General features: G+C 68.5%; 15 protein-coding genes. 9 read left to right on the top strand and 6 right to left on the bottom strand.

Annotated elements, in window-relative coordinates; translation table 11 throughout:
* Position 1: 1 nt before the first annotated feature.
* From AC1ECW_RS09780 to AC1ECW_RS09770, 3 genes are all read right to left on the bottom strand, one after another.
* Complete coding sequence (locus AC1ECW_RS09780) at positions 2-1006, bottom strand: serine/threonine protein kinase (RefSeq protein WP_409707841.1); 1005 nt, start codon at positions 1004-1006, stop codon at positions 2-4.
* Positions 1007-1034: 28 nt separating this feature from the next.
* Positions 1035-1805, bottom strand: a complete 771-nt coding sequence (locus AC1ECW_RS09775; protein ID WP_409707838.1) for a DUF2726 domain-containing protein — start codon at positions 1803-1805, stop codon at positions 1035-1037.
* Positions 1806-1971: 166 nt separating this feature from the next.
* Positions 1972-2718: a GNAT family N-acetyltransferase gene (locus AC1ECW_RS09770; RefSeq protein ID WP_409707835.1), complete on the bottom strand. Its 747-nt coding sequence runs from the start codon at positions 2716-2718 to the stop codon at positions 1972-1974.
* A 357-nt stretch (positions 2719-3075) separates the two neighbouring features.
* Here AC1ECW_RS09770 and rplM point away from each other — a divergent pair, with 357 nt between their 5' ends.
* The 6 genes from rplM to erpA all read left to right on the top strand — a co-directional run bounded on the left by rplM (position 3076) and on the right by erpA (position 6833).
* On the top strand, positions 3076-3504 hold the full coding sequence (gene rplM, locus AC1ECW_RS09765) for a 50S ribosomal protein L13 (RefSeq protein WP_019561105.1): 429 nt from the start codon (positions 3076-3078) through the stop codon (positions 3502-3504).
* Between the two features lie 9 nt (positions 3505-3513).
* Entirely contained in the window at positions 3514-3906 is a 393-nt protein-coding gene (gene rpsI / locus AC1ECW_RS09760; protein ID WP_409659944.1) for a 30S ribosomal protein S9, read from the top strand.
* Between the two features lie 168 nt (positions 3907-4074).
* Positions 4075-5127: an N-acetyl-gamma-glutamyl-phosphate reductase gene (gene argC / locus AC1ECW_RS09755; protein ID WP_481201728.1), complete on the top strand. Its 1053-nt coding sequence runs from the start codon at positions 4075-4077 to the stop codon at positions 5125-5127.
* Between the two features lie 22 nt (positions 5128-5149).
* Entirely contained in the window at positions 5150-5857 is a 708-nt protein-coding gene (locus tag AC1ECW_RS09750) for a DUF6776 family protein (RefSeq protein ID WP_409710557.1), read from the top strand.
* A 146-nt stretch (positions 5858-6003) separates the two neighbouring features.
* A complete protein-coding gene (locus tag AC1ECW_RS09745; RefSeq protein ID WP_409710554.1) occupies positions 6004-6429 on the top strand; it encodes a bactofilin family protein in 426 nt (141 codons plus the stop codon).
* Positions 6430-6467: 38 nt separating this feature from the next.
* Positions 6468-6833, top strand: a complete 366-nt coding sequence (erpA, locus tag AC1ECW_RS09740) for an iron-sulfur cluster insertion protein ErpA (protein WP_409710552.1) — start codon at positions 6468-6470, stop codon at positions 6831-6833.
* Between the two features lie 70 nt (positions 6834-6903).
* On the opposite strand, the gene AC1ECW_RS09735 is transcribed toward erpA, so the two are convergent.
* Positions 6904-8058 (bottom strand): anhydro-N-acetylmuramic acid kinase, encoded by a 1155-nt coding sequence (locus AC1ECW_RS09735; protein WP_481201727.1) that lies wholly within the window; start codon positions 8056-8058, stop codon positions 6904-6906.
* Entirely contained in the window at positions 8055-9428 is a 1374-nt protein-coding gene (locus AC1ECW_RS09730) for a peptidoglycan DD-metalloendopeptidase family protein (RefSeq protein WP_481201726.1), read from the bottom strand. The genes AC1ECW_RS09735 and AC1ECW_RS09730 overlap by 4 nt, the downstream gene beginning before the upstream one ends.
* Before the next feature lie 292 nt (positions 9429-9720).
* Between AC1ECW_RS09730 and tyrS the strand changes: the two genes are divergently transcribed.
* The 3 genes from tyrS to dtd are packed head-to-tail and all read left to right on the top strand — an operon-like array spanning position 9721 to position 12258.
* On the top strand, positions 9721-10899 hold the full coding sequence (gene tyrS / locus AC1ECW_RS09725) for a tyrosine--tRNA ligase (RefSeq protein WP_409704314.1): 1179 nt from the start codon (positions 9721-9723) through the stop codon (positions 10897-10899).
* Between the two features lie 22 nt (positions 10900-10921).
* Positions 10922-11818 (top strand): cation diffusion facilitator family transporter, encoded by an 897-nt coding sequence (locus AC1ECW_RS09720; protein WP_409704306.1) that lies wholly within the window; start codon positions 10922-10924, stop codon positions 11816-11818.
* Positions 11818-12258, top strand: coding sequence for a D-aminoacyl-tRNA deacylase (gene dtd, locus AC1ECW_RS09715; protein ID WP_409704304.1), 441 nt, complete (start codon positions 11818-11820; stop codon positions 12256-12258). The genes AC1ECW_RS09720 and dtd overlap by 1 nt, the downstream gene beginning before the upstream one ends.
* Positions 12259-12317: 59 nt before the next feature.
* Here dtd and AC1ECW_RS09710 read toward each other — a convergent pair whose 3' ends face one another.
* Positions 12318-13292: a tripartite tricarboxylate transporter substrate binding protein BugD gene (locus AC1ECW_RS09710; RefSeq protein ID WP_409704302.1), complete on the bottom strand. Its 975-nt coding sequence runs from the start codon at positions 13290-13292 to the stop codon at positions 12318-12320.
* Positions 13293-13407: the final 115 nt, after the last annotated feature.

The raw sequence follows: 13407 nt of genomic DNA, 5'->3' as shown, positions 1-13407 counted from the left end.
CTCACACCGCCAGCGGCGGCTCGGCCATCGCCTCCAGCTGCTCACGCAGCTGGACCACCTGGCCACTCCACCAGGCCGAGCTGCCGAACCAGGGGAAGGCGGCCGGGAAAGCCGGGTCGTCCCAGCGCCGCGCCAGCCAGGCGCTGAAGTGCAACTGGCGCAGCGTGCGCAGGGCTTCCACCAGGTGCAGCTCGCGCCGGTCGAAGGCCATGAAATCCTCGTAGCCGGCCAGCACCTCGCTGAGCTGGCGTGTCCGTGCCGCGCGGTCGCCCGACAGCAGCATCCACAGATCCTGCACCGCCGGGCCCATGCGCGCATCGTCCAGGTCCACGAAATGCGGGCCGGCCTGCGTCCACAGGATGTTGCCCACGTGGCAGTCGCCATGCAGGCGCAGGCGGGCCACCTCGCCGGCTGCCTCGAAGCAGCGGCGCACGCCATCGAGCGCCGCCCGCGCGGCCGCCGTCCAGGCGGGCGCCACGTCGGGCGGCACGATGCCATGATCGAGCAGCCAGGCCAGCGAGTCCTCGCCGAAGCTCGTCACGTCCAGCCAGGGCCGGTGCACGAAGGGCCGCAGCGCGCCCACGGCATGGATGCGGCCGATGAAGCGGCCCAGCCATTGCAGCGTTGATGCATCGTCGAGTTCGGGCGAGCGCCCGCCGCGCCGTGGGCTCACCGAAAAGCGGAAACCCTCGAACTGGCCCAGGGTCTGCCCGGCCGCCGCCCCCGACAGTACCAGCGGCGCCACCACGGGAATCTCGGCCTGGGCCAGTTCGCAGGCATAGGCATGTTCCTCGAGGATCTGCGCGTCGCTCCAGCGCTGCGGCCGGTAGAACTTGGCCACCACGCTGCTGCCGTCTTCCAGGTGACACAGGAACACGCGGTTCTCGTAGGAGTTGAGCTGCAGCAGACGTCCGTCGCCGCGCAGCCCGGCGTGGTCCAGGGCGTCGAGCACCAGATCGGGGGTCAGGCGGGCGTAAGCGTGGGCAGAAGAGGTGGGGTCGCTCATCCCGACATGCTACGCGGCCGGCCGCCGTTCAGTGCCGCGGGGCGGCCGGCGCCGCAGAGTCCACCACCACGCCGCCGATGTCGCTGGGCCGTTCGGCGGGCCATGCCGCAGCGGCCGGTGGCAGAGGGGTGAAGCCGCTTTCGACCATGCCGTCGAGCCGGCTGTCGGGTGCGAAGAAAGAGTCCTGCGCGAACGCCGAGTCCTGCCACAGCGCGCTGCGCTGCTCGCGGCGCTGGCGCACCGTGCGCTCCAGCGTGTGGCGGGCATCGTCCAGCGGCGACGGGGCGCTGGCTGCTCCGCGTGTGGCCGGCATCGGCAGCGGGCTGTCGTGCAGCACCAGGCGCTGCACCTCCAGCAGCGAAGGCAGGTCGTCCACCATGAAGCACAAATAGCGCACCCGACAGGCGTTGAGCACGCCGGTCTTGATGGCCGTGGCGCGGCGCGATCCGCCGCGCGCGCCCTCGATGTCGATGGCCGCGATCACCCGGCCGTTGAGATTGCAGATCGCAAAAGTGACATGCAGGTTGCCGATGAGCTGGTGCCAGTAGCCGGCCCGCTCGGGCTCGCTGGCCTGGGTGAAGCGCGTCAGCGGCAGCTTCACCAGGATCGCATGCTCGGGAAATGCCTCGCGCAACTGGCGGTACATGCGCCGCTCGTCGGCGGTGAACACCGGGCGCAGCGTCAGATGCCATTCGCGCGGCAGGGTCTCGCCACGATGCCGGTGGGTGATCCACAGGCTCAGACCCGCCCCCAGCAGCACGGAACTCACCACGACGAGAATCAGGGTCAGGGATTGCATGGCCATTGCGGAAGGGGGCCCGCAACGTCAGGGGCGCTCGCGCTACCGCGTGCCGCCCGTGGGGCCATCACATGGACGCGATGCTAAGGGCGCCTGGCTGCTGCGGCCATCGCCCAGTTGAGGGGCCAGGCCGCGGTGCGGGCCTGGCGGCCCGTGGGGCGCCCGTTCAGCTGCTGCTCGGGTGGTGCGGTCCGATGTTGGCCTTCACTTCGGCCAAGGCATCCAGCCACTCGGCGAACCGGCGGGCGTGGAGCTTGAGCCGGTAATCCATCTCGGCGGCCTGGGTCTCCAGCAGGGCCTCGAAATGCGTGGCCAAGGTGTCGGGCGGCAGCTTCAACCAAGCCTGGGACTCGCTGCCGTCGCGCACCACGGTTGCCCCCGCCTTGCGGGCGATCTTCAGCATGGCCGTGTTCTCGCTCAGGGCGTGGATGTAGAGCGTGTCGACCTGCCGGTTGCGGGCGTGCATCACCGCCCGTTGGAACAGCCGGGCCCCGTAACCGCGCCCGCGGGCCGACTTCGACACCGACACCCCGAACTCGACCATGGCCGGTTGTCCGCGGACCTGCTGCGGCGCCTGGTAGGCCAGATGGGCCACCGCGATGAGCTGCAGCCGCCGGTTGAAGATGCCGAAGACCTCGTCGCGCTCGAAGTCGAGCTTGTGCACGTACTGTTCGATCTGGGCGTCGCTGGCCGGGTAGCCGAAGCGCAGGTAGCGATCCTGGGCGTCCAGCCCCAGCAGGTGGGCCAGGATGCGCGGGCGGTGCCGCGGCGCCAGCGCGCGGATCGGCACCCAGTTCGCCAGCCAGGACGGCGTACCAGGGCCCTGGGGCGGGGTCTGCGGTTCGGACTGGGGCCGGTCGTGTCGGTCCAGTCCATACTTCGGCCGGCTCAGGATGTCGCCGGGGTAGCCCATGACATGCTCTCCGATAAGGGTTAACCCTAGTATGCCTCGAAATCACGGATCTGGCCACCCCCCGGGCCGACCGCCGCGAAGGCCGTGAGGTCTTCTCATCAAGCCGCTGTGGCACGGCCGGCCTGGCAGCCGGCCCCGCGAGCCTGTATACTTGCGCGTTTTCCCGAGTGCAACCCCGGGAAATGCGCTGCCGGACTGGCGCTCTTTCGAGTCGGCCCAGGTCGATTCCCAAAAGCTTTGGTCGGGTGGCGTTGTGGAAGATTCCCGTGCCCCAGGGCCTAAGAGGCTGCAAACCACAAGCAGCACCGACCGCCTGCGCGGAGCTTCCAGGGTTGGACCTCACTGATCGGAACTTCCATGAAAACCTTCAGCGCCAAGCCCGCTGACGTGAAGCACGATTGGTTTGTGATCGACGCCACCGACAAGGTGCTCGGACGAGTGGCCAGCGAAGTCGCTCTGCGCCTGCGTGGCAAACACAAGCCCATCTACACGCCCCACGTCGACACGGGCGACTACATCATCGTCGTCAACGCCGACAAGATCCGCGTCACCGGCAACAAGGCCGAGGACAAGATCTACTACCGTCACTCCGGCTATCCGGGCGGCATTTACGCCACCAAGTTCAAGGACATGCAGGCCAAGCATCCCGGCCGCGCCTTGGAAAAGGCGGTCAAGGGCATGCTGCCCAAGGGCCCCCTGGGCTACGCGATGATCAAGAAGCTGAAGGTGTATGCCGGGGCCGAGCACCCGCACACCGCCCAGCAGCCCAAGACGCTGGAAATCTAAGGAGCGGCGATGATCGGCAATTGGAACTACGGCACGGGCCGGCGCAAGTCGTCGGTGGCCCGCGTCTTCCTGAAGAAGGGTACCGGCCAGATCCTGGTCAACGGCCGCCCGGTGGACCAGTACTTCGGCCGCCAGACCTCCATCATGGTGGTCAAGCAGCCCCTGGTGCTCACCAACAACGATGGCGCCTTTGACATCAAAGTCAACGTGCATGGCGGCGGTGAGTCCGGCCAGGCCGGTGCGGTGCGTCATGGCATCACCCGCGCCCTGATCGACTACGACGCGGCGCTCAAGCCCGCGCTCAGCCAGGCCGGTTTCGTGACCCGCGACGCCCGCGAGGTCGAGCGCAAGAAGGTCGGTCTGCACGGCGCCCGCCGTCGTAAGCAGTTCAGCAAGCGCTGAGACGCCCCCCACCCCCTGCGGCCTGCGGCCGCCCCCTCTAGGGGGCGCCTCAGGCGGACCGGTGCCGCCGAATCTGCGGTGGCCGCTGAGGGGAAACAGATCGCAAAAGCCGCCTTCGGGTGGCTTTTGTGCTTCTACAATGAACAATTCTTCGCTGGAGAGCGGTCCATGATCAAGGTTGGTATCGTCGGGGGAACGGGTTACACGGGCGTCGAGCTGCTGCGCCTGCTGTCGCAGCATCCCCAGGTGAAGATCACCGCCATCACCTCGCGCAAGGAAGCGGGCATGCCGGTGGCCGACATGTACCCCTCGCTGCGCGGCCGGGTGGACCTGGCCTTTACCACGCCCGACGAGGCCCGGCTGAACGAATGCGATGTGGTGTTCTTCGCCACCCCCCATGGCGTGGCGATGGCGCAGGCGCGCGAGCTGCTGGCCGCGGGCGTCAAGATCATCGACCTGGCGGCCGACTTCCGCCTCAAAGACACGGCCGAGTTCGAGCGCTGGTACGGCATGCCCCATGCCTGCCCCGACCTGCTGGCCGAGGCGGTCTACGGACTGCCCGAATTGCATCGCGAGGCCATCCGCAAGGCTCGCATCGTCGGCAACCCCGGCTGCTATCCCACCAGCGTCCAGCTCGGCTTTGCGCCGCTGCTCAAGACGCCGGGTCTGGTCGATGCAGCCCACCTGATCGCCAACTGTGCCTCGGGGGTGTCGGGCGCGGGCCGCAAGGCCGAGGTGCACACTTTGCTGGCCGAAGCGTCCGACAACTTCAAGGCCTATGGCGTCAAGGGCCACCGCCACGGGCCCGAGATCAATCAGCAGTTGCGCGTGATCGCCGGCGTGGCCCCGGGCTCTTCCGAGGTGCACTGCGTGTTCGTGCCGCACCTGATCCCGGCCATCCGCGGCATCCACTCCACGCTCTACGCCCGTCTGACGCCCACTGGCCAGCAAACCGACCTGCAGGCCCTGTTCGAGGACCACTACCGCCACGAACCCTTCGTGGACGTGATGCCGGCCGGCTCGGCGCCCGAGACCCGCTCGGTGCGCGCCTCCAACTTCGTGCGCATCGCGGTGCACAAGCCCGCACCCGACCTGGCCATGGTGCTGGTCGTGGAAGACAACCTCACCAAGGGCGCCTCGGGTCAGGCCGTGCAGTGCATGAACCTGATGTGCGGCCTGGACGAAACCACCGGCCTGCTGCAAGTGCCGGTGCTGCCTTGAACCGCGTCGTCGGAGACCGCGCTTGCGCTGGAAGCTGATCAGGCGGCGGCTGTCGGTCAGTGCCCCGCGCATGATCGTGCGCAGCCATCTGCCCTGGCCGCTGCGCTGGGCCGCCCTGGCGCTGGTGCTGGGCTTTTCCGGCGCCATCGCGCTGTGGGCCTTCGAGTTCGGCAAGGACATCGCCGGGCTTGACCGGGTCGAGCGCGCCGAGCTGGCGCGCCTGCAGGCCGAACTGCGCCAGTTGCGCGAGGAGCGCGACCAGGCCCAGTCGATTGCCAATGCGGCCGAAAGCCTGCTGAAGATGGAGCGCGCCGCCCAGGAACGCCTGGCCGAGCAGATGCGGCAGCTCGAAGCCGAGAACCTGGCCTTGCAGGACGACCTGGGGTTCTTCGAGCGTCTGCTGCCGGCCACCGGCGGGCCGCTGGCGGTGCGGGGTTTGCAGGCCGAGGTTGCCCAGCCCGGGCAGATGCGTTACCAATTGCTCATCATGCAAAACGGCCGCACCCAGCCTGAATTCCGCGGGCTCTACGAGATCCGGCTCGTGGGCACGCTCGACGGCCGGCCGTGGAGCCAGACCCGGGCGGAAGGGGCGCGTGCCGTGGTCGTAAAACATTACAAACGTGTGCAGGGCATCATCGACTTTCCGCCGACGGCCGTGGTACAACAACTCGAAGTCCGCGTGACCGATGCCGACGGCACGGTGCGGGCTCAGCAGACGCTCAAGCTCTGAAGCCGCAGCGCCGCTGGGAACAAGCCCGCGGCGGGCGTGCGTGCCGCAGCCAGGCCAGGGCCGGGCGGGACATCGACATTCGCACGAGCAACCCAGGCGGCACCTTGCCGCTGCCGCCTCGGGTGGCCACCACGTTGGAGAGCACCATGTTCGGACGCAAGAAGCAGCCCCCCATCCGCACCCTCATCGGCGAGGGCACCCGCATCGAAGGGCGCGTCGCCTTCGCCGAGGGGCTGCGCATCGACGGCGAAGTGCTGGGCGACGTTGTGGCCCAGGGCGAGGCGCCGAGTGTGCTGGTCATCAGCGAGAAAGCCCGGGTCCGCGGCAAGGTCAAGGCCGGCCATGTCATCATCAACGGGATCGTCGAGGGCCCCGTGGAGGCCGAAGACCTGCTCGAATTGCAGCCGCGTGCCCGCATCATCGGGCCGGTGCGTTACGAATCCCTGGAGATGCACCAGGGGGCCACGATCGACGGGGAGTTGCACCCGCTCAAGGGCGATGCGCCCGGGCCGGCCGCCGAGTCGGCCGGCAGCGGGGCTGCTGCGTTGAAGCTGGCGTCCAATAACGGATAATCCGGTCACCGGGCCGCGTCGGCCCACCAGGAGTTTGCATGAGTGCCGTCCTTGAAACCCCCACCGCCGAGATGCCCGCCCCGCTGATCTTCACTGACAGCGCTGCCGAGAAGGTCAAGCAGCTCGTCGACGAGGAAGGCAACCCCGACCTGAAGCTGCGCGTGTTCGTGCAGGGGGGCGGTTGTTCGGGCTTCCAGTATGGCTTCACCTTCGACGAGGTCGTCAACGAAGACGATACGCAGATGCAGAAGAACGGCGTCACCCTGCTGATCGATGCGATGAGCCTGCAGTATCTCGTCGGCGCCGAGATCGACTACAAGGAAGACCTGCAGGGTGCCCAGTTCGTGATCAAAAACCCGAACGCCACGACCACCTGCGGCTGCGGTTCGAGCTTCTCGGTCTGAGCCGCTCCTTCTCCGATCCTGTGCGGCGCGCCCTCGGGCGCGCCGTTCGTTTTGGGGGGGCTTCGGGGCTTCAGGCGTGGTGCAGGGCGCCCAGCACGCGCGGACCGGACGCCCCGGTGACGGCGGGCAGGTTGCCCGCTCGACCCTGCAGGCGCGCGCGGGCCAACCAGGCGAAGGCGGCCGCCTCCACCTGCAGCGGGGGCAGGCCGTGTTGTCCGGAGTCCCGCACCACCATGCCCGGCAGCCGCGCGCGCAGCCGAGCCAGCAGGTCGGTGTTGAACGCGCCGCCGCCACAGACGATCAGTTCCTGTGTGGCCGGGGCATGGCGCTGCAGGTGGTCGGCAGCACAGGTGGCCGTGAACTCGCACAGCGTGGCCTGCACGTCCACCGGTGCGCAAGGCGGCCCGGCGTCGAGCCGGGCCTGCAGCCAGTCGGCATGGAAGAGGTCGCGCCCGGTGCTCTTGGGCGCAGGCGCAGCCAGCCAGGGTTCGGCCTGCAGCGCCTGGAGCAGCCAGGGCAGCACCCGGCCCTGGGCCGACCAGCGGCCTTGCGCGTCATACGGTTGTCCGAGATGGCGCTGGCACCACGCGTCCAGCAGCACATTGCCCGGACCACAGTCGAAGCCGCGCACCTCACCCTGCGGGCCGAGCAGGCTGAGGTTGGCGATGCCGCCCAGGTTGAGCACGGCCACCCAGGCGCCGGGCCGGGCGAAACAGGCGGCGTGGAAGGCCGGCACCAGCGGGGCACCCTGGCCCCCGGCGGCCACGTCGCGGCTGCGCAGGTCGGCCACCACGTCCAGGCCGCAGAGCTCGGCCAGCAAGGCGGCATTCAGGAGCTGCACGGTATAGCCATGCCCATCGAATTCGCCCGGCCGGTGCCGGACCGTCTGGCCATGGGCGCCGACGGCCCGCACGGCCCCGCGCAGCGATGCCGGCAGGGCATCGAGCAGCCGCCGCACCACGCCGGCATAGACCCTGGCCAGGGCGTTGGCGGCCAGCGCCGCACGGTGCAGTTCGTTGTCGCCGGGGCGGTTCAGGGCCAGCAGCTCCTCGCGCAAGGTCGCATCCAGCGGCTCGGCGACATGGGCGAGAACTTGCAGGGCTGGCGGCTCGCCGCGGCCGAAGCGCACGGCCACGCCATCCACCCCGTCCAGCGAGGTGCCTGACATCAGGCCGAGGACCACCTCGCCGGGCGCCGCCTCGTCGCTGGGGGCTGGCTCGGTCATTCAGCCTGGGCGAATTGCTGCTGAGAGGCCAGGGCGAGCTGGTTCCGCAAGGCCAGGGCCTGGGCCTGGAACTGCGTGCGCGAGGCCGGGGCGATCGAGAAGGCCTCGGAGCTGCGGGCCACGCGCAGCGGGTCCACATGCTGGCCGTTCTCGCGGATCTCGAAATGCAGATGCGGGCCGGTGGCCCAACCGGTGGCGCCCACGGCACCGATGTGCTGGCCCTGCTCGACGCGCTGGCCCTGGCGCACGTTGATGCGGCTCAGGTGGGCGTAGACGGTGACACGCCCGCCCGTGTGCCGGATGAAAATCACGTTGCCATAGCCGTTTTGCCAGCCGGCGAACTCGACCACGCCATCGGCCACGGTGCGCACCGGGGTGCCGGTGGGCGCGGCGTAATCCACCCCGAGGTGGCGGCGCCAGGTCTTCAAGATGGGGTGGAAGCGCATCGCGAAGCCCGAGGACACCCGCGAGAACTCCATCGGCGAGGCCAGAAAGGCGCGCCGCAGGCTCTCACCCTTGCGGTCGAAGTAGGCGGCATTGCCCAGCACCGGATCGCGGAACCAGTAGGCCTCGTGCACCCGGCCGGCGTTGGTGAACTGGGCGGCCAGCACGCGCCCGGCCGCCTGGTTCCAAGTGATGGGCTCCCCATCGGCTTCGAGCGATTCGAAGATCACGGCGAAGAAGTCGCCGCGGCGCAGGTCGCGCCGGAAGTCGATCTCGTTGGCGAAGATCTCCGCCATTTGGATGGTGACGGTGTCGGGGATCTGCGAGGCCGCGGTGGCCGCCCACAGCGAGCTTTCGATCGTGCCGCTGCGCAGGGCCACCTGGCTGTTCAGTTCGGCCTGCTCGATGCGGGCTGCAAAGCTCTCGCCCGAGCGCTCGACCGTCAGGCGGGTGAAATGGGTGGCGTATTGCTCGGCCTTTTCGGCCGGGTAGCGGGCGATGAGCCGATGCAGCTCTCCCGAAGGGCCGACCTGGGCCTGTACCATCTTGCCCGCGCGGCCTTGCATCAGGCGGCGCGCGACGGGGTCGTTGCGCAGGAAGGCGGCCGCCTGGGCGTCCGTGACGTTCAGTCGGGCCAGCAGGGTGTCGACGGTGTCGGTGGCGCGGGTGAGGTCGTTGCGGGTGAGTTGCAGCTCGAACTCCCCCAGCGCTTCGAGCTGGGCCTGCCAGTCCGGCGGCTCGACCTGCTCGGCGATCAGGCGCTTGGGCAGATCGGCGGCATCGGGGGCGAGCGGCGCCACTCCGAAGGCGGTGATGGCCGTGCCGAACAGGGCGGCCAGCACGACACCGGCCAGCCCGCGATGATGACGATGCGCCCACGTGGCGGCGCGGCGCGCGTGGCGCTCCCAAGACTCCAACAACTTCACGGATCTTCTGACTGCTGAGGAGCGACACGCCGCGCCGGTCTCACCGGCCGGGGCCCCGCCCGCGAGTTGAACCCCCCTGGTCACCAGCGGAGGGCCTTTGCCGCTCCACTAGAATCCAAGGCGCCTGCCAGGGGCTGTTTTTAAAGCGTTGGAGTATATCAACCGCCTCTCGCGACAACCCTCTGAAATAACCCGTATGTCCACCTCTTCGGCTCAGTCTTCCGCTTCGGGCAGTCCTTCCTCGTCCACCTTGACACCGCGCTACCCCGTGACTGACAAAGTGCGCGAGGCGATGAACATCTCGTTACGCGGTTGCGAGGAATTGTTGCCGCAGGAAGACTGGCTGAACAAACTGGCCCGTTCTGAAGCAACTGGCGTGCCATTGCGCATCAAGCTCGGCCTGGACCCGACGGCGCCGGACATCCATCTGGGCCACACCGTGGTGCTGAACAAGATGCGCCAGCTCCAGGACCTGGGCCACACGGTGATCTTCCTGATTGGCGACTTCACCTCGATGATCGGCGACCCGTCCGGGCGCAACTCCACCCGTCCGCCGCTGACGGCCGAGCAGATCCGCGCCAATGCCGAGACCTACTACCGCCAGGCCAGCCTGGTGCTCGACCCGGAGAAGACCGAGATCCGCTACAACTCGGAGTGGAGCGATGCGCTCGGGGCGCGCGGCATGATCCAGTTGGCCGCCAAGTACACCGTGGCGCGCATGATGGAGCGCAACGACTTCCACGACCGCTTCAAGGCCGGCACGCCGATCTCGGTGCACGAGTTCCTCTACCCGCTGATGCAGGGCTACGACTCGGTGGCGCTCCGAAGCGACCTGGAGCTGGGCGGCACCGACCAGAAGTTCAACCTGCTGATGGGCCGCCACCTGCAGCAGGAGTATGGCCAGGAGCCGCAGTGCATCCTGACCATGCCGCTGCTCGAGGGCCTGGACGGCGTCGAGAAGATGTCCAAGTCCAAGGGCAACTACATTGGCATCACCGAACCGGCCAACGACATGTTCGGCAAGCTGATGTCGATCAGCGATACGCTGATGTGGAAGTACTTCACTTTGCTGAGTTTTCGCAGTGAGGCTGAGATCGCCGCGCTGAAAGCCGAGGTCGAAGCCGGTCGCAACCCCCGCGACGCCAAGGTGATGCTGGCCAAGGAGATCACCGCTCGGTTCCACAGTGCCGCCGCGGCCGATGCGGCCGAACAGGACTTTGTCAACCGGTCCAAGGGAGGGATTCCCGACGAGATGCCCGAGGTGCAGCTTGCCGGGGCGCCGCTGGGCATCGGGGCCCTGCTCAAGCAGGCGGGGCTGGCGCCATCCACGAGCGAGGCCTTGCGCCTGATCGAGCAGGGCGGCGTGCGCATCGACGGCGCCGTGGTGTCCGACAAGGCCCTGAAGGTCCAGCCGGGCCGCTTCGTCGTGCAGGTGGGCAAGCGCAAGTTCGCGCGCGTGACGCTCACCTGAGCCTGGCCGGTAGGCCGCTGTGATGAAGGTCGCCCGCTACCTGCAGTGGTCTGTCGCCGCGGCGGTGGTCACGATCGCGCTGAAGACGGCGGCTTGGTGGTTCACCGGGTCGGTGGGCCTGCTGTCCGATGCGATGGAGTCCTTCGTCAACCTGGCCGCGGCCGTCTTCGCGCTGGCGATGGTGACGATTGCTCACGCGCCGGCCGACGACGAACACCCCTTCGGTCATGGCAAGGCCGAGTACTTCTCCAGCGGCTTCGAGGGCCTGCTCATCCTGGGGGCGGCGCTGGCCATCATCTGGGCGGCGGTGCAGCGCCTGCTGGCTCCCGAACCCCTGGAAGCGCTGGGCCTGGGGGTGGTGCTGTCGGTGGTCAGTTCGTTGATCAACGGCGGCGTGGCCTGGATGCTGCTGCGCGCCGCGCGCGAGCACGACTCCATCGCGCTGGAGGCCGACGGCCGCCACCTGATGACCGATGTGTGGACCTCGATCGGCGTGGCCGGTGGGGTGCTGCTGGTGCCGGTGACCGGCTGGCTCTGGCTGGATCCGGTGCTGGCCATCGGGGTGGCACTGAACATCACGCGCGAGGCCTGGAGCCTGCTGCGCCGATCGATCGACGGGCTGATGGACCGGGCCTTGGGCGCATCCGAGCGGGCGGTGATTCAGAGGGTGCTGGCGGGGCTGGCCAGCGAGGAGATCCGCTTCGATCACCTGCGCACGCGGCGGGCGGCGCGCTACAAGTTCTGCGAGTTCCACATGCACGTGCCTGGGCGCTGGAGCCTGTCGCTGGCCGCGGCCCGGCGCTCCGAGGTCGAGCGCGCGCTGACCGATGCGGTGCCGGGCCTGAAGGTGACGATCGAGCTGCTGCCCCAGTCGGTGGAGCCGGTGGGGCTGCACGAGGCGGCGGCGAAGGAGACCTGATGCTGGCGTTGGTGCAGCGGGTGCGGCAAGCCCATGTGGAAGTGGCCGGCGAGGTGGTCGGTGCGATCGGCCGCGGCCTGCTGGTGCTGGTGTGCGCACAGCCCCAGGACACCGAGATCCAGGCAGCGCGCCTGGTGGACAAGCTGCTCAAGCTGCGCATCTTCGGCGACGAGGCCGGCAAGATGAACCGCAGCGTGGTGGACGTGGGCGGTGGCCTGCTGATCGTTTCTCAGTTCACCCTGGCCGCGGACGTGTCGGGCGGCAACCGGCCCAGCTTCACCGGGGCGGCGCCCGCCGGGCAGGGGCGGGCGCTGTACGAGCAGGTCCTGGCCTGCGCCCGCGCGCGCCACACCCCGGTGGCCGCCGGCGTCTTCGGTGCGGACATGCAGGTGCACCTCATCAACGATGGGCCGGTGACGATTCCGCTGACGGTGGGCTGACGAGGCGTCAAGTACAACGGCCCGCCGAGGCGGGCCGTGTGTTCAGGTCGCGAGGCCGTTCAGTCGGCGTACTGGCCGGCGGCTTTGATGACCGGGGTCCACTTGTTGATCTCGGACTCGACGAACTTCTTGTGCTCGGCCGGGTTGACGCGGTTGTCGGTGACGACCACGGCCCCCAGGGCGGCCTGGCGTTTGATGAATTCAGGATCCTTCAGCGCCTCCTTGAGCGCAGCGTTCAGCTTGTCGAGCACCGGCTTGGGCGTGCCTTTCGGAGCGTACAGGCCATGCCAGATGCTCACGTTGAAGCCCTTCAGGCCGGACTCGTCCAGCGTGGGCAGGTTGCGCAGCTCGGGCGTGTTCAGGCGTTGCAGCGAGGTGACGGCGTAGGCCTTGACCTTGCCGGCGGCGATTTGGGGGGTGGTGTTGGTGGTCTGGTCGCACATCAGATCGACCTGGCCGCCGATCAGGTCGGTCATGGCCGGGCCGGTGCCCTTGTAGGGCACGGTGGTCATGTCCACCTTGAGTTGCGACATGAAGAGCAGACCGCACAGGTGCGAGGCCGCGCCCAGGCCGGCGTTGGCCAGGTTGACCTTGCCTTTGTTCTCATTGATCCACTTGACCAGTTCGGCGTAGTTGTTGGGCGGCAGGTTGGGGCGGCCCAGCAGGGTCATCGGCACTTCGTTGATCAGGCCGAGGTATTCGAAGTCCTCCAGCGGCTTGAACTGCAGGTTGCGGTACAGGGCCGGCGAGGTGGAGATGCCGATGTGCCACAGCAGCAGGGTGTGGCCGTCCGGGTTGGCCTTGGCCACGCGGGTGCCGCCCAGCGTGCCGCCGGCACCTGCGACGTTCTCGACGATGATGTTGCCGCCCAAGGGCTTGCGCATTGCCTCGGCGAGGTCGCGTGCGACCTTGTCGGTCGGACCGCCTGCGGCAAAGGGCACCACGAAGGTGACGGGCTTGCTGCCGGGGAAGTCCTGGGCAGCGACGCCGCTCATGGCAAGGGCCGCGGTGGCGGCCAGCAACAGGCGTTTCATGGCTTGATCTCCTGGGTTGGCAAAAGGCGGAATCGTACAGCGAGGCATCGTAGGTCGGCGGCGCGCGCACGCCATGACGGAAACTACGTAAGCCGGGCTGCGGGATTGCCCTGGC

The sequence above is a fragment of the Caldimonas hydrothermalis genome, from assembly GCF_056746695.1.
Note: the sequence above shows the minus strand (reverse complement) of the source record. Positions and strands in the feature narration are given on the sequence as shown.